Origin of the sequence: Lysobacter zhanggongensis (assembly GCF_046638635.1) — a bacterium.
GTDB classification, from domain to species: Bacteria; Pseudomonadota; Gammaproteobacteria; order Xanthomonadales; family Xanthomonadaceae; genus Novilysobacter; species Novilysobacter luteus.
The window spans coordinates 1-23074 of record NZ_JBJXHK010000037.1; the positions used below are offsets into that span (position 1 = coordinate 1).

Annotated in this window: 21 protein-coding genes; 1 reads left to right on the top strand and 20 read right to left on the bottom strand. The window is 69.5% G+C overall.

The genetic code is table 11. The features are described 5' to 3' along the window. From ACKVMH_RS08115 to ACKVMH_RS08145, 7 genes are all read right to left on the bottom strand, one after another. A partial coding sequence (locus tag ACKVMH_RS08115) for a septal ring lytic transglycosylase RlpA family protein (protein WP_412699913.1) occupies window positions 1-792 on the bottom strand: 792 nt, incomplete at its 3' end. Then, window positions 789-1928: a lytic murein transglycosylase B gene (mltB, locus tag ACKVMH_RS08120; protein WP_412699914.1), complete on the bottom strand. Its 1140-nt coding sequence runs from the start codon at window positions 1926-1928 to the stop codon at window positions 789-791. The genes mltB and ACKVMH_RS08115, both read right to left, overlap by 4 nt. 95 nt (window positions 1929-2023) lie before the next feature. After that, on the bottom strand, window positions 2024-3136 hold the full coding sequence (gene rodA / locus ACKVMH_RS08125; protein WP_412699915.1) for a rod shape-determining protein RodA: 1113 nt from the start codon (window positions 3134-3136) through the stop codon (window positions 2024-2026). Beyond that, window positions 3133-5067 (bottom strand): penicillin-binding protein 2, encoded by a 1935-nt coding sequence (gene mrdA, locus ACKVMH_RS08130; protein ID WP_412699916.1) that lies wholly within the window; start codon window positions 5065-5067, stop codon window positions 3133-3135. The genes rodA and mrdA overlap by 4 nt, the downstream gene beginning before the upstream one ends. Window position 5068: 1 nt before the next feature. Beyond that, window positions 5069-5554 carry a rod shape-determining protein MreD gene (gene mreD, locus ACKVMH_RS08135; protein WP_215218902.1) on the bottom strand — a complete coding sequence of 162 codons (486 nt, stop codon included), beginning with the start codon at window positions 5552-5554 and terminating at the stop codon, window positions 5069-5071. Continuing rightward, window positions 5551-6543 (bottom strand): rod shape-determining protein MreC, encoded by a 993-nt coding sequence (gene mreC / locus ACKVMH_RS08140; protein WP_412699917.1) that lies wholly within the window; start codon window positions 6541-6543, stop codon window positions 5551-5553. The genes mreD and mreC overlap by 4 nt, the downstream gene beginning before the upstream one ends. 25 nt (window positions 6544-6568) lie before the next feature. Then, window positions 6569-7615, bottom strand: coding sequence for a rod shape-determining protein (locus tag ACKVMH_RS08145; RefSeq protein ID WP_215218904.1), 1047 nt, complete (start codon window positions 7613-7615; stop codon window positions 6569-6571). A 275-nt stretch (window positions 7616-7890) separates the two neighbouring features. Here ACKVMH_RS08145 and ACKVMH_RS08150 point away from each other — a divergent pair, with 275 nt between their 5' ends. Continuing rightward, window positions 7891-8823 carry a carbohydrate kinase family protein gene (locus ACKVMH_RS08150; protein WP_215218905.1) on the top strand — a complete coding sequence of 311 codons (933 nt, stop codon included), beginning with the start codon at window positions 7891-7893 and terminating at the stop codon, window positions 8821-8823. Between the two features lie 15 nt (window positions 8824-8838). Here ACKVMH_RS08150 and ACKVMH_RS08155 read toward each other — a convergent pair whose 3' ends face one another. The 13 genes from ACKVMH_RS08155 to ACKVMH_RS08215 form a co-directional block, all read right to left on the bottom strand. Continuing rightward, window positions 8839-9306: an aminoacyl-tRNA deacylase gene (locus tag ACKVMH_RS08155; RefSeq protein WP_215218906.1), complete on the bottom strand. Its 468-nt coding sequence runs from the start codon at window positions 9304-9306 to the stop codon at window positions 8839-8841. A 151-nt stretch (window positions 9307-9457) separates the two neighbouring features. After that, window positions 9458-10174: a hypothetical protein gene (locus tag ACKVMH_RS08160; protein ID WP_412699918.1), complete on the bottom strand. Its 717-nt coding sequence runs from the start codon at window positions 10172-10174 to the stop codon at window positions 9458-9460. Window positions 10175-10352: 178 nt separating this feature from the next. Continuing rightward, window positions 10353-12302 carry a M1 family metallopeptidase gene (locus ACKVMH_RS08165; RefSeq protein WP_412699919.1) on the bottom strand — a complete coding sequence of 650 codons (1950 nt, stop codon included), beginning with the start codon at window positions 12300-12302 and terminating at the stop codon, window positions 10353-10355. Window positions 12303-12383: 81 nt separating this feature from the next. After that, a complete protein-coding gene (gene ubiE / locus ACKVMH_RS08170; protein WP_412699920.1) occupies window positions 12384-13154 on the bottom strand; it encodes a bifunctional demethylmenaquinone methyltransferase/2-methoxy-6-polyprenyl-1,4-benzoquinol methylase UbiE in 771 nt (256 codons plus the stop codon). 124 nt (window positions 13155-13278) lie between these two features. Continuing rightward, window positions 13279-14682 carry an ATP-dependent protease ATPase subunit HslU gene (gene hslU / locus ACKVMH_RS08175; RefSeq protein WP_412699921.1) on the bottom strand — a complete coding sequence of 468 codons (1404 nt, stop codon included), beginning with the start codon at window positions 14680-14682 and terminating at the stop codon, window positions 13279-13281. A gap of 4 nt (window positions 14683-14686) precedes the next feature. Beyond that, window positions 14687-15238, bottom strand: a complete 552-nt coding sequence (hslV, locus tag ACKVMH_RS08180; protein WP_036210994.1) for an ATP-dependent protease subunit HslV — start codon at window positions 15236-15238, stop codon at window positions 14687-14689. A 182-nt stretch (window positions 15239-15420) separates the two neighbouring features. Further along, the gene (gene xerC, locus ACKVMH_RS08185; protein WP_412699922.1) at window positions 15421-16296 is read right to left on the bottom strand and encodes a tyrosine recombinase XerC; all 876 of its coding nucleotides are present in this window, start codon (window positions 16294-16296) and stop codon (window positions 15421-15423) included. Beyond that, on the bottom strand, window positions 16280-16978 hold the full coding sequence (locus tag ACKVMH_RS08190) for a DUF484 family protein (RefSeq protein WP_412699923.1): 699 nt from the start codon (window positions 16976-16978) through the stop codon (window positions 16280-16282). The genes xerC and ACKVMH_RS08190 overlap by 17 nt, the downstream gene beginning before the upstream one ends. Next, the gene (gene dapF, locus ACKVMH_RS08195) at window positions 16966-17811 is read right to left on the bottom strand and encodes a diaminopimelate epimerase (protein ID WP_412699924.1); all 846 of its coding nucleotides are present in this window, start codon (window positions 17809-17811) and stop codon (window positions 16966-16968) included. The genes ACKVMH_RS08190 and dapF overlap by 13 nt, the downstream gene beginning before the upstream one ends. Next, on the bottom strand, window positions 17804-18067 hold the full coding sequence (lptM, locus tag ACKVMH_RS08200; RefSeq protein ID WP_215218914.1) for an LPS translocon maturation chaperone LptM: 264 nt from the start codon (window positions 18065-18067) through the stop codon (window positions 17804-17806). The genes dapF and lptM overlap by 8 nt, the downstream gene beginning before the upstream one ends. Before the next feature lie 37 nt (window positions 18068-18104). Next, window positions 18105-18503 carry a YbaN family protein gene (locus ACKVMH_RS08205; protein ID WP_412699925.1) on the bottom strand — a complete coding sequence of 133 codons (399 nt, stop codon included), beginning with the start codon at window positions 18501-18503 and terminating at the stop codon, window positions 18105-18107. A gap of 19 nt (window positions 18504-18522) precedes the next feature. Next, window positions 18523-20661: a S9 family peptidase gene (locus ACKVMH_RS08210; protein WP_412699926.1), complete on the bottom strand. Its 2139-nt coding sequence runs from the start codon at window positions 20659-20661 to the stop codon at window positions 18523-18525. Between the two features lie 176 nt (window positions 20662-20837). Beyond that, window positions 20838-22949 carry a prolyl oligopeptidase family serine peptidase gene (locus ACKVMH_RS08215; RefSeq protein WP_412699927.1) on the bottom strand — a complete coding sequence of 704 codons (2112 nt, stop codon included), beginning with the start codon at window positions 22947-22949 and terminating at the stop codon, window positions 20838-20840. Window positions 22950-23074: the final 125 nt, after the last annotated feature.

Genomic DNA, 23074 nt, shown 5'->3' on the forward strand with positions numbered 1-23074 from the left:
GCCCATCGGCGCGGCGGCATCGGCGGGCAGGCTGGCGGGCCGATCGGGCAGCGCCGCCACCAGCGTGTCCATGGTGGTCCTCGGCGCGATGTCGGCCGTGCGGGTGTCGACCGGCGCCGGTACGGGCGCGGCATCGGCACGAAGCGACTGCGCTTCGCCGGGCAGCAGTGCCCTCACCTCGACCCGGCCGGTGCCGGCCCGGGTGATGCCCAGCTTGACCGCCGCGGCATAGCTGAGGTCGATGATCCGGCCCTTGTGGAACGGGCCGCGGTCGTTGACGCGGACAACCACCGAGCGGTTGTTGTCGAGGTTGGTCACGCGCGCGAAGCTGGGCAGCGGCAGGGTCTTGTGCGCGGCGGTGAAGGCGTACATGTCGTACACCTCCATGTTGGAGGTGCGGCGGCCGTGGAACTTCTTGCCGTAGTACGAGGCCAGGCCCTGCTCGACGTAGCCGGCGGCATCGTCCATGACGTGGTAGTTCTTGCCCAGCACGCTGTAGGTCGAGCGGTTGCCGTAGCGCGAGCGCGGCTCGGCGACGACCGCCGGCTCCGGGATCGCGGACACGTCGATGTCCTCGCCCGGCGCGGAATCCTTGATGTGCGGGGCGTACAGGCCACCGGCGGTGTAGTCGCCGCGCTTGGAGGGGTCCTCCTGCGCGGGCGGATACGGCGACGTCGTGGACCCGGTGGCGGGGCTCGCCGGCGGAGCCTTGGCGCCGGCATCGGGCTTGGTCGGCTGGCTTGCGCAGGCGGCGAGCCCGAGCACCAGCACGGCGGCCACCAGGCGTCTCATGCGCCGCCGTCGCCCAGCGCGTTGCGTGCGGCGAGCGGGTCGCGGCCGGCGATCGCCTCGGCCAGCTCGTACACCGCCATCGCGTAGTGGCGCGAGTTGTTGTAACGGGTGATCGCGTGGAAGTTGTTGAAGCCGATCCAGTATTCCTTGCCGTCCACGCCGTCGAGGGTGAACAGCGTCGCCTTCGGCGTGCCCGTCACGGGCGTGGCCGGCGTATAGCCGCGCGCGGCCAGCTGCTCGAGCGTGTAGCGAGGCTCCAGGCCGTCGGGGTCGAACGCGACCGCGCCGTCGGCCTTGCGCGCGCGCACCACCACCGGGCCGCCGCGCTGCCAGCCGCCCTTCTCGACGAAGTAGTTGGCCACCGAGGCGAACACATCCGGCAGTGCGTTGAACAGGTCGACCTTGCCGTCACCGTTGCCGTCGACCGCGAAGTCGCGGTAGCTCGATGGCATGAACTGGCCCCAGCCCATCGCGCCGGCGTAGCTGCCCTTGAGCGTGGTGATGTCGAAACCGTTCTCCTTGCCGAGCGCGAACACCTGCGCCAACTCGTCGCGGAAGAACGCTTCGCGCTGGTTCTCGCGGGCGATCTTGGCCGGCTCGTTGGTGCGCGGATAGGCGAACGCGAGCGTGTACAGCGCGTCGACCACCGGGTAGCTGCCCATGTTGCCGCCGTAGCTGGTTTCCACCCCGAGGATCGAGACGATGATCTCGGCCGGCACGCCGGTGTCGGCCTCGACCTTGGCCAGCGCGTCGCGATGCTGCGCCAGGAACGCCTGTCCGGCGTTGATCCTCGCCTGGGTGATGAAGATCGGCCGGTAAGCGCTCCACGGCTTGGCTTCGGCCGGACGCGACATGGCATTGATGATGCTGTCGCGGATTTCGGCCTGGGCCAGGACCTGGGCGATTTCGACCGGGTCGATGCCGTAGCGGGCCGACGTCGTGCTGATGAACTCGGCCTTGGCGACCTCCAGCGGCTGCGCGGTCGACACCGCGGGCGGCGCCGGCGGCGCGGCAGGCTCGACGGCGGCCGGCTGTTCCGGTTGCGGGGGGGGCGACGGCGGGGTCTGCGTGGCGCAGGCCACCAACGCGAGCGGGAGCGCACAAAGCAGGGCGCGGCTGGCGAGGTTTCGGGTCATCGCCGCGAGGTTAGCACTTGTTCGGAAGGGTCAAAACCGCGTGACGCCGCTGCGCCGGATGCGAGTCAGGTTGTGTTGTCGTTCATGAGCGCCGGTCAGTGTCCGTGCACCGGCCGGTGTGCGCGCACCGCCATGACCACGCCCAACCCGGCCAGCAGCGATACCGCCGACGTACCGCCGTAGCTCAGCAGCGGCATAGGCACCCCGACCACCGGCAGCAGCCCGGCGATCATCCCGCCGTTGACCACCACGTACACACAGAAGGCCAGCCCCAGCGCGCCGGCCACCAGCCGTGAATAGCCATCGCGCGCGTCGGCGGCGATCCACAGGCACCGCCCGACCACGAACAGGTACAGGGCCAGCGTCACCGCCACGCCGACCCAGCCGAACTCCTCGCTGAGCACGGCGAAGATGAAGTCGGTGGTGTGCTCCGGGATGTAGTTCAGGTGGGCCTGGGTGCCCTCGCCCCAGCCCTTGCCGGTCAGGCCGCCGCCACCGATCGCGATCTTGCTCTGGATGATGTTCCAGCCCGCGCCCAGCGGATCGGACTCGGGGTCCAGGAAGGTCAGGATGCGGTCCTTCTGGTAGGGGCGCAGCAGCCAGAACCAGGCAACCGGTGCGACTGCGGCCACCCCGCCGATCGCCGCGCCGAACCACCACCACGACAGCCCGGCCAGGTACAGCACGAACGCGCCGCTGATGCCGACGAGCATCGCCGTGCCGAAGTCGGGTTGCAGCAGGATCAAACCGGTCGGCGCACCGATCAGCACCGCGGCAATCAGCACGGTGCCCAGGCGCGGCGGCAGCGGCTGGGTGTTGAGGTACCAGGCCACCATCATCGGCAGGCTCAGCTTGAGCAGCTCCGAGGGCTGGAAATAGAACACGCCCAGGTTGATCCAGTGCGCCCCGTGGCGGCCCTCGCCGACCAGCAGCACCGCGACCAGTGGCAGCAACGAGGCGCCGTAGACCAGCGGGGTCCAGTTGCGCAGCTGGGTCGGCGGCAGGCGCGACAGCCCCCACATCGCCGCCAGCCCGACGCCGAAGCGGGCGCCCTGGGCGACCACCAGCGACGTCGACTGGCCGCCGGCGCTGTAGAGCACCGCCAGCCCGATCGCCATCAGCGCGGCAAGCGCGGCCAGCAGTGGCAGGTCGAGCGTGCGTACCAGCCGGAACAGCAGGTCGAGCAGCCAGCGCAGGATGACGTTCATGGCGTGGGGTCTCCCGCTTCCACCGCTTCGCCGTCCGCTGCGCCGGCGCCGGGCAACGGCGGCCGGGCGACATCGTCGAACCCTTCGGGCATCTTGCCCAGCAGCCAGGCGTCGAACACCGCCCGGGCGATCGGCGCCGCCGCGCTGCCGCCGTAACCGCCGTGCTCGACCACGACCGCGACCGCGATCGTCGGATCCTCGGCCGGCGCGTACCCGATGAACAGCGCGGTGTGCCGCAGGTGGTAGGGCAGCGAGCGCGGGTCGGCGCTGATGTTGCCCTTGCGACTGGAGCGCTGGGCGGTGCCGGTCTTGCCGGCAATCGTGTACGGCGCGCCCGCCCCGGCAGCGCGCGCGGTGCCGCGTGGTCCGTTGACGGTGGCCACCATGCCTTCGTGCACCGCCCGCAGGTGCGCCGGGTTGTCGGTGATCGGTTCACCGGCAATGTCGGGCAATTCACGCCACGGCTCGCGGTAGCCGTCGCGGCGCGCCTCGACCAGGCGGAGCTCGTTCAACCGGCCCCCATTGGCGATCGCGCCGGTCGCGCGCACCAGCTGCAGCGCGGTGGCGATCCAGTACCCCTGACCGATGCCGGCGATGACCGTCTCGCCCGGGTACCACGGCTCGGTGCTGACCTTCCGCTTGTAGTCGCGCGACGGCACCACGCCGCTGTTCTCGCCCAGCAGGTCGATCCCGGTGGATTCGCCGAAGCCGTAGCGATGCATGTAGCCGGCCAGCTTGTCGATGCCCATGTCGAGCGCGAGCTTGTAGTAGTAGGTGTTGACCGACTGCGCGATCGAGTCGCGCAGGTCGGTCCAGCCATGGCCGCCACGGTGCGAGTCGCGGTAGCCGCGGCGCTGTCCGGGGATGAAGAATTCGCCGCTGGAGAAGGTCCGGTCGGACGGTGTGCGCAGCCCGCTGTCCAGTCCCGCGAGCGCCACCATCGGCTTGACCGTCGAACCCGGCGGTCCGCCACCCAGCACGTTGCGGTTGTACAGCGGCCGCGACGGGTTGTTGAGCAGCGCGTCGTAGTCGGCCTGCGAGATGCCGTTGACGAACAGGTTGGTGTCGTAGGACGGCTTGCTGACCATCGCCAGCACCTGCCCGTCGCGCGGATCGATCGCCACCGCCGACCCGTCAGCCTCGCCGAACGCGGCCACCATCGCCCGCTGCAGGTCGAGGTCGATCGACAGCCGCAGGTCGGCGCCGGGGGTTGCGGGCACCCGGCCCACCAGCCCCATCGGCCGGCCTTCGACATTGGTCTCGACCTTCTCGAAACCGATCCGCCCGCGCAGCACGTCCTCGTAGGAGCGCTCCAGGCCCGTCTTGCCGGTATGGCTGAAGTTTGCGATGTCGTCGCCCATCGCCTTCACGTCCTCGGCGTCGACCCGTGAGACGTAACCGATCACGTGGGCGAAGAGTTCACCGTGGAGGTAACGACGATTGAGGTAGGAGACGATCTCCACGCCCGGGTAGCGCCAGCGGTCGACCGCAAAGCGCGCGGCCTCCTCCGGGGTGATGCGCATCTTCAGCGGGACCGGCTTGAAGCTGCGGGTCGCCGTGCGCGCCTCGTGGAACGCGGCGATCTCCTCCGGCGTCAGCGCGATGATGCGCGACAGTGCCGGCAGCCACTGGTCCGGGTCGCCGGCCTCGTTCATGGTGACCTCGAGCCGGAACGCCGGCACGTTGTCGGCCAGGATCCGGCCGTCGCGGTCGTAGATCAGGCCACGCCCCGGCACCACCGGCACCAGCTTGACGCGGTTCTGCTCGGAGCGGGTGGCGTAGTCCTCGTACTGCCAGACCTGAAGGCGGAAGTACCACAGCGCCAGCCCGGCCAGCGCCACCACCACGCCGAGGAAGGCGAGCATGGCGCGGCGCCGGAACTGCCCGGCTTCGGCCGCGGTGTTCTTGAGCAGGCGGCGCGGTCGACGCACCTCAGCGCCTCCGCCAGTGGCCCAGGCGCAGTGCGTCCAGCAGCACGAACACCGGCGGCCACAGCAGCATGCCGGTCAGCGGTGCCAGCCAGAACATGGTCGGCAACGGCTGGATACCCAGCGCGATGTGCAGGCCGGCGGTCACGATGCGGTCGTTCAACAGCAGGCCGCCGATCGCCAGCGCCTGCTGCGACATCGGGAAGAAGCGGATCCGGGCACGGAAGCGCTGCAGGATGAAGGCCATCACCACCAGCCGCAGCGCCTGCTCGCCCAGCAGGCTGCCGAACACCAGGTCTGCCAGCACGCCGACGATGAAGGCGAAGCCCAGGCCGGCGCGGTCGGGATCCTCGATCACCCAGTAGGCGACCACCAGCGCCAGCCAGTACGGCCGCAGCGGCAGCAGCGAGGCGGGCAGCGGCAACAGGCCGAGCAGCAGCGCGACCACCACGCTGGCGGGCAACAGCCAGGCTTTGCGCTGGCGTGTCACGGGCGGGCACCTTCGGCCGGAGGCGCCTGGGCCGCAGGTGTTGCGTCGGGCGGCGTTGCGTCGCTCGGCGCCGCTTCGGTCGGCGATGCGTCGTCCGGCGATGCTTCGGCGGCGGGCGACGACGCTTCCGCCGCCTCCAGTGGGGGCGCCGGCACGCTGCGCAGCAGCAGCACGTCGCGGCCACGGTCGAGGCTGGCGGCCGGCCGCACCTCGCCCACCAGGAACGCGCGGCTGTCGTCGGGCTTCAGCGAGACGATCGTCCCGACGGGGAAGCCCGCCGGGAACCGCCCGCCCAGGCCCGAGGTGACCAACCGGTCGCCGACCTTGATGTCGGTCGACAGCGGGATGCCGGGCAGGCTCAGCATGTCGGCGCGGCCGTTGCCGTAGGCCACCAGCCGCACGCCGCTGCGCGTCACCGCGACCGGCACCGCGTGCGACGGGTCGGTCAGCAGCAGCACCGTGGCGTGCATCGGCCGGGATTCGATCACCTGGCCAACCAGGCCGCCGGCGTCGATCACGCTCTGCCCGACCTGCACGCCGTGGCTGCCGCCGGCGTCCAGCACGAGCCGCTGGCGGGTCGGGTCGAGGTCGATGTCGAGGATCGGCGCCAGCTGTACGTCGAGGTTGCCGCGCCGGGCGGCGCCCAGCAGTCCGCGCAGGCGTTCGTTGTCGACCGCCAGCGTCTGCAGGCGTGTGATCCGGGCGCTGTTGAGCAGCAGCTCGTTGCGCAGCCGCTCGTTCTCCTCGGTCAGCTGCGCCAGCGTGCCGGCGTCGTCGTACAGGGTGCGGGCCATCTGCCCGGGCCAGCCGGCCACCATCCACAACGGCTGCACCAGCAGCGATACCTGTTGCCGGGCCTGATTGAGCCAGCCGCCGCGGTGGTCCAGCACCACCAGCACCAGCGCCAGGCTCAGGTACGCCAGCAGCCGCAGGGTGCCGGCGACATCGCCGCCGCGGTTGGGCGTGGTGGGACCGGCGTAACTGGGCACGGTCAGGGTTCCCCGGTTACAGCGATTATTCCGGCGCGAAGAACTCGTTGCCGTGCATGTCCACCAGTTCCAGCGCGCGGCCACCACCGCGGGCGACGCAGGTCAGCGGGTCGTCGGCGACCTGGACGTGCAGGCCGGTCTCCTCGCTGATCAGCCGGTCCAGGTCGCGCAGCATCGCGCCGCCGCCGGTGAGCACGATGCCGCGCTCGGCGACGTCCGCGCCCAGCTCCGGCGGGGTCTGCTCGAGCGCCAGCTTGATCGCGGTAACGATGCCGGCCAGCGGCTCACGCAGCGCCTCGAGCACCTCGTTGGCGGTGATCGTGATCATCTTCGGCACGCCTTCGGCCAGGTTGCGGCCGGTCACTTCCATGCTGCCGTTGTCTTCCTGCGGATAGGCGCAGCCGAGCTGCATCTTGACCCGCTCGGCGGTCGCCTCGCCGATCAGGGTGCCGTAGGTGCGGCGCACGTAGGCGATGATCGACTCGTCGAAGCGGTCGCCACCGATCCGGACCGAGGCCGAGTAGACGATGCCGTTGAGCGCGATCACCGCGACCTCGGTGGTGCCACCGCCGATGTCGACCACCATCGAGCCGCGCGCTTCGGTGACCGGCATGCCGGCGCCGATCGCCGCGGCCATCGGCTCCTCGATCAGGTAGACCTCGCGCGCGCCGGCCTCCTCGGCCGATTCCTTGATCGCGCGGCGCTCGACCTGGGTCGAACCGCACGGCACGCACACCAGCACCCGCGGGCTCGGCCGCAGGAAGCGGCTCTTGTGCACCTTGCGGATGAAGTGCTTGAGCATCTCCTCGGTGTAGGTGAAGTCGGCGATGACGCCGTCCTTCATCGGCCGGATCGTGGTGATGTGCCCCGGGGTGCGGCCCAGCATCTGCTTGGCCTCGGTGCCGACCGCGGCGACCGAGCGGTTGCCGCCGATCAGGCGGTCCTGCCGGACGGCGACCACCGACGGCTCGTTCAGGACGATTCCCTGCCCGCGGACATAGATCAGGGTGTTGGCCGTGCCCAGGTCGATGGACAGGTCATTGGAGAACATGCCGCGAAACTTCTTGAACATCGTCGAATGGGCCGTGGGAAGGATGCCGGGAGCGATCGGCTAGCCTAGCAACGCCCCCCCGCCCGGGCAACAGAAAAACGGCCGCGGCCGGGCACCTTCTGCCCCGTGCCGTCGCCCACGCGACGCCCGTCACAGCTTGCCGCGCTGGCCGTCGGGAGCCCCGGCCGGTAACCTAGCCGGCGGACGCCGCCCGGCCTCCCCCTCCCGCGCGCCCCGCGCCCGACCCGCATGTGCCCGCCCGACCCGGCCGGCTCAACCCCGGAGTGTGAATACCGATGTCTGCCCTGATCTGCGGCTCGCTGGCCTACGACACCATCATGGTGTTCCAGGACCAGTTCAAGAACCACATCCTGCCGGACAAGGTGCACATCCTGAACGTCTCGTTCCTGGTGCCGCGGATGCGGCGCGAGTTCGGTGGCTGCGCGGGCAACATCGCCTACAACCTCAAGTTGCTGGGCGCCGACCCGATTCCGATGGCGACCGTCGGCCAGGATTTCGGACCCTATCGCGAGTGGTTCGTCAGCAAGGGCATCCGCCTGGACCAGGTGCGCGAGCTGCCCGAGCTGTTCACCGCCCAGGCGTTTATCACCACCGACCTGGACAACAACCAGATCATCGCCTTCCATCCGGGCGCGATGATGGAAAGCCACCGCAACCACGTGCGCGAGGTCGAGGGCGTCAGCTTCGGCATCGTTGCCCCGGACGGCCGCGAGGCGATGCTGCAGAACGCGACCGAGTTCGCCGAGGCCGGCATCCCCTTCATCTTCGATCCCGGCCAGGCGATGCCGCTGTTCAATGGCGAGGAGTTCCGCCACTTCATCGAGCAGGCCGACTACGTGGTCGTCAACGACTACGAATCCAACCTGCTGCAGGAGCGCACCGGCTGGGACGAGGCGCAGATCGCCTCGCGCGTGAAGGCCTACATCACCACGCGCGGGCCGCGCGGTTCGGAGATCCACACCGGCGGCGAGACCATCGCGATCCCGCCGGCGCGCGAGCGCCAGATCGTCGACCCGACCGGGTGCGGCGACGCCTACCGCGCCGGCCTGATGTTCGGCCTGATGCGCGGCGACGACCTCGCCACCAGCGGCCGCATGGCGTCGCTGATGGGTGCGCTCAAGGTCGAGCATCCCGGCACCCAGAACCAGCAGTTCGACTACGCCACGTTCGCCGCGCAGTACAAGGAACAGTTCGGCCACGCGATCTGACCGTGTGGCGCGGGGCTACATCACCTGGGCCAGGTGCAGCATCCGCGGCCGGGCCAGCTGCTCGAACTCCGCGTAGGGCATCTTCACCAGGTCGGTGTGGGTGCCCGCATTGAACGCGATCTGCTCTTCGCCCGACAGGCGCGTGTCGGCGTACACCGGCATGCCGTAGAGGTTGCCGAACGGCGGCATCGCGCCGACCTCGCAGTCAGGGAACGCATCGCGGAACTCGGACTCGCTCGCCAGTTCGACCGACGCGCCATCCAGCGCGCGCGACAGCCGCGCCAGGTCGGTGCGGTACGCGGCCGGCATCACCACCATTGCCAGTGCGCCGTCCACCTTGACCATCACGGTCTTGGCGAAGTGGCGGCTGCCGATCTGTGCCGCGTTGGCGGTTTCCTGGGCGGTGATGGTGCGGGCGTGGGTGAGGGTTTCGTACGGGACGTGGCGCTCGTCGAGGAAGTGGTGCAGGCGTGGCGCAAGCATGGCAGCGGCCTCCGCAGGCGGGAATTCGAGGCTACGCCGGCGAGGGTGTCGCTGCGTGATGGAAACCGCAGCAGCGGGTTAAGGCGCGATCGGAATCGATACTGCGGGTATCTTCCGATCGCGGCTGAAGCCGCTCCTACAGGGCGCAGCGTCAGTTCCAGTCGGGCAGCTTCGAGGGCTCAAGGCCGCCGACCTCGAACACCGCCGTGCGGGTGCCACCGGCCTTGACCGGGAACTCGACCGACAGCGTGGTGGCCTGGCCGGCGAGTTTCCACAACGCGGCCTCGTCCTCAATGAACATGGCGATCGCCTCGTCGGTGTCGGGCCGGCTCGCGGCCATCCGCCGCGGCTCGCCATCATCGACGGTAACGCCCACACGGCATCCGCGGTAACAGTCGAAGTCGCCCGCTTCGAGCGTCAGGTAGGCGCTGTCGCCCCATTCGGGGTGGTCACGGAAGATCAGCCGGACCGGGCGTGGCGTGGCGCCGTCGGTCTCGACGTTCTCCTTCGCGTAGATCGCCGCGGACAGCTGCTGCTTCGTGCCGACCGGTTCGCTCTGGTACGCCCACAGCGCCTCCATCCGCGCCGCTTCGCTCTGCTCGATCGCCTTTTCCGACGCTTCGGCGTGCTGCGCCTGGATGCGGGCGGCGGCCTCGCTGTTGGGGTACTCGGCCACGAGCACGTCACCGTGGGCCTTGGCCAGGCTCCAGTTGCCGGCGGCGAACTGCTCGTCGAACTGCTGCGCCATGGCGTCGGCCGCCTTTTCCTGCGCGGCGGCCTGCGCCGCACGCTGCGCCTCCGGATCGGCGGCGGGCTGGCAGGCGGCAAGCGCCAGCGCGGCAGACAGCAACGTGACCTGGATCTTCATCGGGCGCTTCCTCGCTTTGGACCGGCCCATTGTAGGAGCGGCTTCAGCCGCGATCATTGAACCTCGCCGGCGCCTGTTTTTCCATCGCGGCTGAAGCCGCTCCTACAGGGGGCCACCGCGGTACCGGAAAACAACGCGGCCGCCCGGAGGCGGCCGCGTGGTGGTGCAGGCAGCGGGATCAATCGGCCTGCGCGGCCGCTTCCTCACCCTTGGCCTTGGCGATCACCGCGTCGACCGAGCCGGTGGTGATCGGGTGGTAGCCGGCGCGTGCGTCGGCCAGGACCTTCTCGGCCAGCGCCAGGCCTTCCGGCGTTTTCACCAGGGCGTCGTAGGTCGGCATGATCAGCTTGCGGCGGCCGACGCGCTGGAGGAACTCGGCAATCGCCTCGTTGGCCTCGCCGTAACCGCTGCGCACGGCCAGCGGGTACCAGCGCTGGGCGATCTCACCGTTCGCCGTGCCGGTAAAGGCATACGCCTTGTCGAGCGCGGCCAGGCGGTCGACCGGCAGCGTCTCGGGCATGCCCTCGACGAAGTGCACCCACTCCTGCGTTGTCCACGCGTCGGTGACGGACGTGGCCGGCAGTTCGCCGCCGTCCAGCCACGCCTTGCGCGCGGTGTCGACGGCATCGAAGCGCGGCGAGCTGACCTCCGGCGCCGAGTCCGGGATGCCGGGCTCATAGATCCACTGCTCCAGCTCCGCCTCGGTCACCTTGCCGGGGTGCTTGGCCAGCAGGTTGTCCTTCGCGTAGTCGATGAAGGTCTGGCTGTCGATGCCCTGGAAGGCGAAGTGGTCGAAGTAGCCGCGCAGGAACGGGTCGAACACGTCGCGGCCGAAACGCTGCTCCAGGAACGACAGGAACCATGCGCCCTTGTCGTACGCGACCTCGCTGCCGTCGGCGTCCACCGCCGGCTCCACGCCCGGACGGATCGCCAGCGACTGCGCCGCGTCCGACATCTCTTCGATGCCCTCGCGCAGCGCGTTGCGGGCGATCGCGGTCTCCATGTCGGCGCGCTCCTTGCCGTACAGCGCCTCGACGATGCGGTTCTCGACGTAGCTGGTCACGCCCTCGTTGAGCCAGCCGTGGTTGGGCGTGACGAAGGTGACCAGGTTGCCCGACCAGCTGTGCGCCAGCTCGTGTGCGATCAGCGAGACCAGCGACTTGTCGCCGACGATCACGGTCGGGGTGATAAAGCTCAGGCGCGGGTTCTCCATGCCTCCGTACGGGAACGACGGCGGCAGCACCAGCATGTCGTAGCGGCCCCAGCGGTACGGGCCGTACAGCTCCTCGGTGACCTCGATCATCTTCTCGGTGTCGGCGAACTCGGCGGCAGCCTTCTCGACCATCGCCGGCTCGGCCCACACGCCACTGCGCTCGCTGATCGGTTCGAACACGAGGTCGCCGGCGGCGATCGCCAGCAGGTACGACGGGATCGGCTGCGGCATCTCGAAGCGGTAGTCGCCGTCACGCTCTGCGTCCGGGTCGTTGTCGGCGCTCATCAGCACCATCACGTCCTCGGGGCTGGTCACGTGCGCGGTGTAGGTGAAGCGTACCTGCGGCGTGTCCTGCAACGGCACCCACGAACGCGCGTGGATCTGCTGCGACTGGCTGAACATGAAGGGCTGCTCGCCACCTTCCGTCATCGCCGGGGTCAGCCACTGCAGGCCGGACGCCTGCGGTGCGGTGCGGTAGGTGACGCGGATGCGCTCACTGCGCTGCGGCGCCTCGATCGTCAGCTTGCTGCCCAGCGGTGGCTGCGCGTCGGCCAGGGTGTACTCGAGATCCGCCCACTTGCCGTCCGCACGCTCGCCTACGACCTTTTCGATGGTCAGGTCACGGGTATCGAGCACCAGCTGCGTCGCTTCCGGATCGACCCAGTCGAGCGTGTAGGTCGCACTGCCCGACAACTGCTTCTGCTCGAAGTCCACCGCAAGCGCCAGCGCGAGGTCCTCGATACGGACCTTGCCCGGCTCGGCGTAGGAATGCTGGTCGAAGTGCGCGGCGGGTGCGGTGGCTGCCGGGGTGCCTTCCGGCGTAGCGGCGGTGTCGGCGGGCGGCGCGGCATCGCGCGCGCAGCCGGCCAGCGCGGTGGCGCCAACCAGGCACAAAGTCATGATCGAAGAACGCATGTCGGACCCACGGTTACAGGTGAGCCGTCGAGTGTAGCGCCGCCGCGACGGGCCGGCGAAGTGCCGCGTCTGGCGGTGTCGTCAGGCCTTGTAGCCGGTGTGGATAGCGACGATGCCGCCCGACAGGTTGCGATAGCCGGCGCGCGCGAAACCGGCCGCGCCCATCATCGCCTTCAGCTCGTCCTGCGGCGGGTGCTTGCGGATGCTCTCGGCGAGGTACTGGTAGCTGTAGGCGTCACCCGCGAACAGCTTGCCCAACCGAGGCAGCACCTTGAACGAATGGAAGTCGTAGATCGGCTTGAACCAGTCCTGCGTCACTTCGGAGAACTCCAGCACCCGCGCCTGCCCGCCAACCTTGAGCACGCGGTGCATCTCGCGCAGCGCGGCGTCCTTGTCGGTGACGTTGCGCAGGCCGAACGCGATCGTGACCAGGTCGAAGCTGGCATCCGGGAACGGCAGCGCCTCGGCGTTCATCTGCACGTACTCGAAGCCCGCGACCTTGCCGCGGTCCACCATGCGGTCGCGCCCGACCCGCAGCATGTCGCCATTGATGTCACCCAGCACGATCGAGCCGGTATCGCCGACCCGATCCTTGAGCAGCAACGCGATGTCGCCGGTGCCGCCGGCCAGGTCGAGCACCCGGTCGCCGCGGCGCACCTGGGCGGTGGCGACGAAGTAGCGCTTCCAGACCCGGTGGATGCCCAGCGACATCAGGTCGTTCATCAGGTCGTAGCTGCCTGCGACCGAGGAGAATACCTGCCCGACCAGCTTCTGCTTGTCCCCGGTGGGGACGTCGCGGAAGCCGAAGTGGGTGGTGGCGTGATGGTCGTTGCGCGGGGTCTGGTCGCTCATGTGGCGATTATCGCACCGGATCGCAGGTATTCCCGAAGGGTCGGGATCGGCGTGGGCAGGCCTGCCACGTGAATCGCTCCCCGGTCGCGGCTGAAGCCGCTCCTACGGGAATTTCGCCGACCGGTCAGAGGATGTACCGACTCAGATCCGGGTCCTCCACGAGCTCGCCCAGGTGCTCGTCGACATAGGCGCGGTCGATCGTGACCGACTCGCCGCCGCGGTCCGGCGCGGCGTAGCTCAGCGCGTCGAGCAGTCGCTCGAGCACGGTATGCAGGCGGCGCGCGCCGATGTTTTCCTGGCGTTCGTTGACGGTGGCGGCAATCTCGGCAATACGCTCGACCGCATCATCGGTGAAGCGCAGCCCGACGCCTTCGGTGCGCAGCAGCTCCACGTACTGGGTCGTGAGTGCGGCCTTCGGCTCGGTGAGGATGCGGACGAAGTCGTCCTTGCTCAGCGCGCCCAGTTCCACCCGGATCGGGAAGCGGCCCTGCAGCTCTGGGATCAGGTCGCTCGGCTTGGCGAGGTGGAACGCGCCCGACGCAATGAACAGGATGTGGTCGGTCTTGATCGACCCGTACTTGGTCGACACGGTCGAGCCTTCCACAAGCGGCAGCAGGTCGCGCTGCACGCCTTCGCGACTGACATCGCCACCGCCGACGTTCTCGCCGCGCTTGGCGACCTTGTCGATCTCGTCGATGAAGACGATGCCGTGCTGCTCGCAGGCCTCGATCGCGGCTTCGCGCACGTCGTCCTCGTTGACAAGCTTGCCGGCCTCTTCCTCGATCAGCTGCGGGCGCGCGGCCTTGATCGTCATCGTGCGCTTGTGGGTCTTGCCGCCGGCCACCTGCGAGAACATCTGCCGCAGCTGCTGGCCCATCTCCTCCATGCCAGGCGGGGCCATGATGTCGACGCCAACGTTGATCGCGGTTTCGATCTCGATCTCGCGCTCGTCGAGCTCGCCGGCGCGCAGCTGGCGGCGCAGCTTGAGACGGGTCTCGGATTCGCGCGCGGACGGCTCGGCGCCGATGTCGACGGTGGTGGTGGCCTGCCCCGCGGCGCCAAAGCCGAAGCCGGTCGGCGCACGCTCGCGGCCCGGCAGCAGCGCGTCGAGGATGCGATCCTCGGCGCGCTCCTCGGCCTGGGTGCGGACCTTCTGCTTGGCCTGTTCGCGGTACAGCTTGACCGCGGTGTCGGCGAGGTCACGGATGATCTGCTCGACGTCCTTGCCGACGTAGCCGACCTCGGTGAAGCGGGTCGCCTCGACCTTGACGAACGGTGCGTTGGCCAGCGTCGCCAGCCGGCGCGCGATCTCGGTCTTGCCGACGCCGGTGGGGCCGATCATCAGGATGTTCTTGGGCATGACCTCGTTGCGCAGCTCGTCATCGAGCTGCGCACGGCGCCAGCGGTTGCGCAGCGCGATCGCGACCGCGCGCTTGGCGTCCTGCTGGCCGACGATGTGGGTGTCGAGCGCCTGCACGATCTCGCGCGGGGTCATGGTGGCGTTGGAGGTGTCGGGTGTTTTGGCCATGGGATCAGAGCTCTTCGACGACGACGTTGCCGTTGGTGTAGATGCAGACCTCGCCGGCGATTCGGATCGCCTCGGTTGCCATGGTCTTCGCGTCAAGTTGCGTGTGCGCCATCAGCGCGCGCGCGGCCGACAGCGCATACATGCCGCCGGAGCCGATCGCGATGATGCCGTCGTCGGGCTCGATCACGTCGCCGGTGCCGCTGATGACGAGCGAGGTCTCGCGGTCTGCGACCGCAAGCAACGCCTCGAGCTTCCCGAGCCGGCGTTCGGTGCGCCAGTCCTTGGCCATCTCGACCGCAGCGCGGGTCAGCTGGCCGTGCTTGGACAGCTTGGCCTCGAACAGCTCGAACAGGGTGAATGCATCGGCCGCGGCGCCGGCAAACCCGGCGATCACCTGCCCGTCCTTGCCGAGCCGGCGGATCTTGCGCGCGTTGGCCTTCATCACCGTGTTGCCAAGGGTCACCTGGCCGTCGCCGGCGACCGCGACGCGGCCGTCGCGCCGCACCGAGACGATCGTGGTGGCGTGGAAGACGTGGGGGTTGTGGCTGGGGTCCATGCGGGCCTCCGGTGGTCGAACCCCATGGATGGGGATGGCCGATGCGGCTCGCAAGTGGGGCATCCGCCGTGTGCGGAGTGCCGTTGCAGGAGCGGCTTCAGCCGCGATCGTGGAACCGGCGCGGGGCGGACGACTGCCGGATCGTGGCTCAAGCAACTCCTACGGCAGCTCGGATCGGACCGTCAGCTCTTCCGCTTCGCCCTTGGATGCGCCGCATCGTAGACCTTCGCCAGGTGCTGGTAATCCAGGTGCGTGTAGATCTGGGTGGTCGCGATGTCCGCGTGGCCGAGCAGCTCCTGCACCCCGCGCAGGTCGCCCGACGACTCGAGGATGTGGCTGGCGAAGCTGTGCCGCAGCAGGTGCGGATGCACGCGCTTGAACAGGCCCTGCCGCTGGGCCAGCTGGCGCAACCGGTACTGCACCGCGCGCGGGGTGATCGGCCCGTTGCGGCCGGGGAATACCGGCGCGTCCGCCGTCGCCCCGTTCGATGCCCGCCATTCGGCCAGCGCCCGGCGCGCGTGCGAACCGATCGGTACGCTGCGCTGCCTGGCGCCCTTGCCGAGCACCGTCACCAGCCCGTCGTCGAGCGCGAGGTCGCGCCAGCGCAGTCCGCACAGCTCCGACAGGCGCAGCCCGGACGAATAGAACAACTCCAGCAGTGCGCGGTCGCGCAGGCCGAGCGGGACGTCGGTCGGCACCTCGACCAGCGCCGCGGCCTCGTCGGGGTCGAGCACCTGTGGCAGCTTGCGCGGGGCCTTGGGGCCGCGGATGCCGGCCGCCGGGCTGGCCGCGATGCGCCCCCGCTTCAGCAGCCAGGCGTAAAAGCTGCGGCAGGCAGACAACCGCCGCTGCAGGCTCTTGGGCGAGAGCCCGCGCCGGTGTTCGGCGGCGACGAAGCCACGGAGCTGTTCGGACTGCAACGACGACACGTCGTCCCCGTGGCTGTCGGCCCACTGCGACAGTGCGGCCAGGTCGCGCCGATACGCATCGAGCGTGTGCGCCGAGACCCGCCGTTCGACGGCGAGGTGCGCGAGGAAATCCTCAACCGGCGTGGTCACGGCCTTCAAACCGCGCGAGCGCCGTCGCCAGCGACTCGCCCATCATCCGCAGGAACAGCGTTCCCATGCCCGGGAAAAACCGGTTCGGCTCACTGCTGCCTACCGCCACCAGGCCCACGCCCGGCAACGGCAGCAGCGCCGTCGACTGCACCTGCCCGGCCTGCTCGCCGTAGAGGAACGCGTGCTTGTCGGGCTGCAGCCGCCCGCACAGCGGTTCGCCATCGGACAGGCAGTCCCGGAAAGGCGCCAGCCGCGCGTCATCCGCGTCGATCACCTGCAGCCATTCGGCGTCCTCCAGGCCTTCGACCGGGTGGAACAGCACCAGACGCACCCGGTCGCCGTTGAAGTCCTCCGCCAGGCTCGCGGCCATCGCCTGCACGGTGCCGGCGGCGCTGTCCTGGCGCATGAGCGCGAGCGACAACTGGTGCGTGCGCACCGCCAGCCGCTCGTTCTCCTGCGCGTTGCCGAACAGCTCGTGCAGGCGCCGGTTGAGCTCGCGGTTCTTGTCGCGCAGGACTTCCAGCTGGTAGCTCGCCAGCGACGACGCCTTGCCCTCCTCGCGCGGCACCACCAACGTCAGTGCCAGGTCGGGGAACTGCTGCAGGAACGACGGGTGGCGACGCAGCCAGGCAGCGACTTCGTGCGCGCCGAGCTTCTCGGTGGTGGCAGTCATGCGATCCATTCTCCTTCGAACACGAATTCCGCCGGCCCGGTCATCGTGACCATGGCCGCATCGTTGGCCCAGCCGATCCGCAGCGTGCCGCCCGGCAGTGCGACCTCGACCTCGCGGTCGACCTTGCCGCGACGCATCATCACCACCGCCGCCGCGCATGCACCGCTGCCGCAGGCGAGCGTCTCGCCGACGCCGCGCTCGTGTACGCGCAGGCGGATGCGGTCGCGCGACTCGACCCGGGCAAAGCCGACGTTGACCGATTCCGGGAACGCCACGTGGCCCTGCAGCAGCCGCGCCATCGACTCGACCGCGGCGGTGGCGACGTCGTCCACCTCGACCACCGCATGCGGATTACCCATCGACACCGCGCCGAACCCGACGATCGAGCCGCCGGTGGCGAGCACGTAGGGATCGCGGGGCCCGTCGAAACCCTGCAGCGGGACGCGCGCCGGCTCGAACGCCGGCACCCCCATCTCGACCCGGTAGCCGTCGGGCAGGCGCTCCACCGCGTGGCTGCCGGCCGGGCTGTCGATGGTGAACCGGTTGCCGGCGGCGGCACCGTCACGCACCAGCCAGGCCGCGACGCAGCGCGCGCCGTTGCCGCACTGCTGCGACGAGGAGCCGTCCGCGTTCCAGATCCGGTAGCTGGCCACCGAGCCCGCCGCGCGCGGCGCCTCGATGGTGAGGATCTGGTCGCAACCCACGCCGGTATGGCGGTCCGCCATGGCGCGGCACAGCACCGCCGACGGGGGGGTGGCATCGGACCGCAGGTCGAGCACGACGAAATCGTTGCCCGCCCCGTGCATCTTGCTGAATCGCAGGCCCGCGGCGGGTTCAACCATTGCCGTCGGCGTCGTCCCCGCCATCGGCGGCGGGCACGGTGGCCGGGTCGATCGGAATGGGATCGAGTGCGGGATCGACGGCGGGCTCCTCGGCCGGCATCGTGTCCGGGACGTCGGTCTCGACCGGGACGGTATCGGCCGGGGTCACCGGCGCTTCCTCCTCGGCGGGTCCTGGCATCACCAGCGGTCCCTTGTTTCCGCAGCCGGCCAGGGCCAGCGGCAGCGCGATCAGTAGCAGGGCGTGTCGTGCGTTCATCGCCGCAGTGTATCCGCGGCACCGCGCACTGCGAAGCTCATCCGGCCGGCGGTTCCGGCCGCGTCCACAGCCACGCCCCGACCACCGCCATCACGCCGATGCCGACCGCCGCCATCCACGCGTGCGGCGCCGCAACCAGCAGCACCGCCGAGCACACCGCCATCGCCGCCACCGCGAAGCACTTGGCCCGGCGCGACACCGCGCCGTGGCGCTGCCAGTCCCGGATCATCGGGCCGAACTGCCGGTGCGCCAGCAGCCAGCCATGCAGCCGCTTCGAGCCACGCGCGGCGGCGTAGGCCGACAGCAGGATGAACGGCACCGTCGGCAGCCCCGGCAGCGCAACCCCCAGCAGGCCGAGCCCGAGGCTGGCCCACGCCAGCAGCCACCAGGCCCAGCGCAGGCGGGACGGTGGCGGCGTGGGGGCGGGATCGGTCATCCCGCCATTGTAGGAGTGCTCAGCGCGCGGGCTCGGCCACGTCCAGCCGGTCGAGCATGAACGCGTACATCTCGGCCTGCTCGCGGTAGCGCCGGAACCGCCCGGACTTGCCGCCGTGGCCGGCGTCCATGTTGGTGCGGAACAGCACCGGCTCGCTGCCGGTATTCAGGTCGCGCAGGCGGGCGACGTACTTGGCCGGCTCCCAGTACTGGACCTGCGAATCCCACAGGCCGGTGCCGACGAAGGTCGCCGGGTACGCCTGCCGGGACAGGTTGTCGTACGGCGAGTAGCCGAGCATGTACTCGTAGGACTCGACGCTGGTTTCGGGATTGCCCCACTCGTCGTACTCGTTGGTGGTCAGCGGGATGCTGGCGTCGAGCATGGTGGTGACCACGTCGACGAACGGCACCTGCGACAGGATCACGTCGTAGGTCTGCGGCGACATGTTGGCGATGGCGCCCATCAGCAGGCCGCCGGCACTGCCGCCGTAAGCGGCCACGCGGTCCGGGGCGGCGTAGCCCTGCTCGACCAGGTATTTGGTGACGTCGATGAAGTCGGTGAAGGTGTTGTTCTTGTTGAGCAGCTTGCCGGCGTCGTACCACTTGCGCCCCATCTCCTGGCCGCCGCGGATGTGCGCGAGCGCGTAGACCATGCCGCGGTCGAGCAGGCTGACCACTGAGAGATTGAAGTTGGGATCGGTGGAGCTGCCGTAGCTGCCGTAGGCGTACTGCAGCATCGCCGCGCTGCCGTCCTTCTCGAAGCCGTTGCGGTAGACCAGCGTGACCGGCACGCGGGTGCCGTCGCGCGCGGTCGCCCACAGCCGCTCGGTGGTGTACTTCGACGGGTCGTAGCCGATCACCGGCTGCTGCTTGAGCTGGCGGCGCTCGCCGGTCTTCGTGTTGAGCTCGTAGGTGGTCGCCGGGGTCGTCAGCGAGGTGTAGCTGTAGCGCAACCAGTCGGTGTCGGGTTCGGAATTGACCGACAGGCCCATCGAGTAGGCCGGTTCATCGGCCTTGACGTACTCGGCGCTGGCGTCGGGCTGGCCGACTTCACCGCGAAGCAGGCGCAGGCGCTCCAGGCCGCCGGAGCGTTCGGCCACCGCGGTGAATCCGTCGAACAGCTCGTAGCCATCGATGAACACGTCCTCGTCGTGCGCGATCCATTCCTGCCACTGCGCCCGCGAGGTGGCATCGCTCGGCGCGGTCATCAGCTTGAAGTTCTCCGCACCATCGGCGTTGGTGCGGATTACCCAGCGGCCGTTGTGGTGGTCGGCGTCGTACTCGACGTCGCGCTCGCGCGGGGCCAGCACGGTGAACTCGCGCGGGTCGGCGGCCGGCGCGCAGCGCGACTCGCTCGAGACCGTGCTTTCCACGCCGATGCAGATGTAACGGTCATCGCGGGTGCGGCCGATGCCCATGTAGAAACTGTCGTCATGCTCCTCGTAGACCAGCTCGTCGGCGCTGGCCGGCGTGCCGAGCACGTGCTTCTTCACCCGCACGGTGAGGAGGGTCTCCGGGTCGTTCTCGACGTAGAAGATGGTGCGGTTGTCATCGGCCCAGACGATGTTGGCCGACACGCCGCGGATCACGTCGTCGAGCACTTCGCCCGTCTCGATGTCCTTGACGCGGATGACGTACTGGCGGCGACCGACGTCGTCCTCGGCCCACGCCAGCAGGCGGTTGTCCTGGCTGACTTCCCAGTCGCCGACGTTGAAGTAGTCCTTGCCCGCGGCCATCGTGTTGACGTCCAGCAGCACCTGCTCGGCGGCGTCCATCGACCCTTGGCGGCGGGCGTAGACCGGGTAGTCCTGGCCGGTCTCGAAGCGGCTGTAGTACCACCAGCCGCGTTCGCGGTACGGCACCGAGCTGTCGTCCTGCTTGATGCGCCCGACAATCTCCTCGTACAGGCGGTCCTCGAGCGGCTTCAGGCGCGCCATGTACGCGTCGGCGTAGGCGTTCTCGGCGTTGAGGTAGGCCAGCATCGCCGGATCCTTGCGGTCGTCGTCGCGCAACCAGTAGTACTCGTCCTGGCGCTCGGCCCCGTGCGGCGCCTTGACCACGTGCGGCCGCTTCTCGACGTCGGGCGGTTCGGGCAGGTCCTGGGCAAGGGTCGGGGTCGAAAGGGTCATCAGTGCGGCCAGCAGCAGGGTGGGCTTCATGGGATGGGGTCCGGGGATAGAAAGCGCAACAGGTGGGTGGTGCCGCGAATTGCCTCGTCGTAGGAGCGACGTGAGTCGCGACCCGCCTAGGGTTGGAGCGATGTACAGGTCGCGACTCACGTCGCTCCTACAGCGGAACTGGAACGGGCCGGCGATGTGCCGGCCCGTCGTTTGCTTCAGTCGTTCAACTGGTTCCACAGGAAGGTGAAGGCCAGTGCGCTCATGTGCGCGGCCTGCTTGTTGTTGGCCGAACCGCCGTGGCCGCCCTCGATGTTCTCGTAGTAGCGCACGTCCTCGCCGCCCTCGAGCATCTTCGCCATCATCTTGCGGGCGTGGCCGGGGTGGACGCGGTCGTCGCGGGTGGAGGTCATGAACAGCGTCGGCGGGTAGTCCTTGCCCGGCGTGTACAGGTGGTACGGGGAGAAGGTCTGGATGAAGGCCCACTCCTCCGGCTTGTCCGGGTTGCCGTACTCGGCCATCCACGACGCGCCGGCCAGCAGCTTGTGGTAACGCTGCATGTCCAGCAGCGGCACCTGCACGACGATCGCGCCGAACAGCTCCGGGTACTGGGTCAGCATGTTGCCCATCAGCAGGCCACCGTTGCTGCCGCCCTGGATGCCGAGCTTGTCCGCCGAGGTGATCCTGCGCGCCACCAGGTCCTTCGCCACCGCGGCGAAGTCCTCGTAGGCCTTGTGGCGGTTCTGCTTCAGCGCGGCCTGGTGCCAGCGCGGGCCGTACTCGCCGCCGCCGCGGATGTTGGCGACCGCGTAGACGCCACCCTTCTCCAGCCAGCCCTTGCCGACGGTGCCCGAGTAGCCCGGCGTCATCGAGATCTCGAAGCCGCCGTAGCCGTACAGCAGCGTCGGGGTGCTGCCGTCGAGCGCGAGGCCCTTCGGCTTGACGATGAAGTACGGCACGCGGGTGCCGTCCTTGCTGGTGGCGAAGAACTGGTCGACCTCGTGGGTGCTGGCGTCGAAGAACACCGGCATGGTCTTGAGCACCTGCGGCGCCTGGCCGACCTCGGCGATGGCCAGCGTGGCCGGGCTGAGATAGCCGTCGGCATGCACCCACACGGCATCACTGTGGTCGGGGTCGACCGCGCTCACCGAAACGCTGCCCTCGGGCTGGCCGGCAAAATCGCTGCGCGCCCAGTCGCCGCTTCCGTCGACCGGCGGGGTCAGCACCCGCAGGTCGTTCTTGACGTCCTCCAGCACGTTGAGCACGAGGTGGTTGGCGGTGGCGGTGACGCCGGCCAGCGAGGTGGTGTCGGTCGGCTCGAACAGCACGGTGAAGTCGCGGCCGCCCGCCATGAAGGCGTCGAAGTTGGCGGCGACCAGGCTGCCGGCCGGGAAGGTCCTGCCACCGGCTTCGTACGGCTCGCGCAGCTCCAGTACCAGCCAGTCCTTGTGCACCGACTTGTTGGCCGAGTTGGGCGCATCGATCCGGCTCAGCGCGCCGCCTTCGCCGACGAGGTACAGCTCGTCGTTGTAGAACGCCAGCGTGCGGCTGACGAAGTCGCGCTCATAGCCCGGCGTGTGGTCGTGCATCGCCGCGATGTACATGTCGTCGGGCTTGCCCTCGTACACCACCTTGGCCTCGGCCATCGGCGTGCCGCGGGTCCAGCGCTTGACGATGCGCGGGTAGCCGGACTCGGTCATCGTGCCGTCGCCGAAGTCGGTGTAGACGTAGACGTTGTCGCGGTCGATCCAGCCCAGCCCGCCCTTGGCCTCGTCGCGGACGAAGCCACCGTCGACCCAGTCCTTGGCCGCCAGGTCGAACTCACGGGTCACGTCGGCATCGGCACCGCCGCGCGACAGCGCGACCAGGCACCGCTGGTATTCCGGCGGCAGGCAGTCGGCACCGTGCCAGACCCAGTTCTCGCCCTCGGCCTTGTTGAGCGCGTCGAGGTCGATCACCGTCTCCCACTCGGGGGCGTCGGTGCGGTACGACTCGAGCGTGGTGCGGCGCCAGAGGCCGCGCTCGTGCTGCGCGTCCTTCCAGAAGTTGTAGTAGTGGTCGCCGATCTTGGAGACGTAGGGGATCTTGGCGTCGGAATCGAGGATCGCGCGGATCTGCGACTCGAGCTGGCGGAACTCCGCCGTGTCGGCGAGCTCGGCCTCGGTGACGGCGTTGCGCGCCTTGACCCAATCGAGGGCCTTCTCGCCTTCAACGTCCTCGAGCCAGATGTAGGGGTCGGTCACGGTGGCCTCCTGGGCGTGGGCGGCACCCGTGGCCATGGCAAGGCCGGTGATCAGGGCGGCCTGGCAGGCCTGCGACAGCGTGGACATGGGCGCTCCGGGTAGGGAAAGCGCCGAAGCTAGCACACGGCCGCGGCGAACTCAGGCGGCCCGGCCCAGCCCGCCCAGGTCGTTGCGACGCGGGCGGCGACGGGCCTGCGGCCCCTTGCGCCGGG

Bases quoted from the DNA above. Each gene is read 5' to 3' on its own strand.
- mltB (WP_412699914.1), bottom strand. From the start codon at position 1,928: ATGACCCGAAACCTCGCCAGCCGCGCCCTGCTTTGTGCGCTCCCGCTC.
- rodA (WP_412699915.1), bottom strand. From the start codon at position 3,136: ATGAACGTCATCCTGCGCTGGCTGCTCGACCTGCTGTTCCGGCTGGTA.
- ACKVMH_RS08145 (WP_215218904.1), bottom strand. From the start codon at position 7,615: ATGTTCAAGAAGTTTCGCGGCATGTTCTCCAATGACCTGTCCATCGAC.
- ACKVMH_RS08150 (WP_215218905.1), top strand. From the start codon at position 7,891: ATGTCTGCCCTGATCTGCGGCTCGCTGGCCTACGACACCATCATGGTG.
- ACKVMH_RS08155 (WP_215218906.1), bottom strand. From the start codon at position 9,306: ATGCTTGCGCCACGCCTGCACCACTTCCTCGACGAGCGCCACGTCCCG.
- ACKVMH_RS08160 (WP_412699918.1), bottom strand. From the start codon at position 10,174: ATGAAGATCCAGGTCACGTTGCTGTCTGCCGCGCTGGCGCTTGCCGCC.
- ACKVMH_RS08165 (WP_412699919.1), bottom strand. From the start codon at position 12,302: ATGCGTTCTTCGATCATGACTTTGTGCCTGGTTGGCGCCACCGCGCTG.
- ubiE (WP_412699920.1), bottom strand. From the start codon at position 13,154: ATGAGCGACCAGACCCCGCGCAACGACCATCACGCCACCACCCACTTC.
- hslU (WP_412699921.1), bottom strand. From the start codon at position 14,682: ATGGCCAAAACACCCGACACCTCCAACGCCACCATGACCCCGCGCGAG.
- hslV (WP_036210994.1), bottom strand. From the start codon at position 15,238: ATGGACCCCAGCCACAACCCCCACGTCTTCCACGCCACCACGATCGTC.
- ACKVMH_RS08190 (WP_412699923.1), bottom strand. From the start codon at position 16,978: ATGGATCGCATGACTGCCACCACCGAGAAGCTCGGCGCGCACGAAGTC.
- dapF (WP_412699924.1), bottom strand. From the start codon at position 17,811: ATGGTTGAACCCGCCGCGGGCCTGCGATTCAGCAAGATGCACGGGGCG.
- lptM (WP_215218914.1), bottom strand. From the start codon at position 18,067: ATGAACGCACGACACGCCCTGCTACTGATCGCGCTGCCGCTGGCCCTG.
- ACKVMH_RS08205 (WP_412699925.1), bottom strand. From the start codon at position 18,503: ATGACCGATCCCGCCCCCACGCCGCCACCGTCCCGCCTGCGCTGGGCC.
- ACKVMH_RS08210 (WP_412699926.1), bottom strand. From the start codon at position 20,661: ATGAAGCCCACCCTGCTGCTGGCCGCACTGATGACCCTTTCGACCCCG.
- ACKVMH_RS08215 (WP_412699927.1), bottom strand. From the start codon at position 22,949: ATGTCCACGCTGTCGCAGGCCTGCCAGGCCGCCCTGATCACCGGCCTT.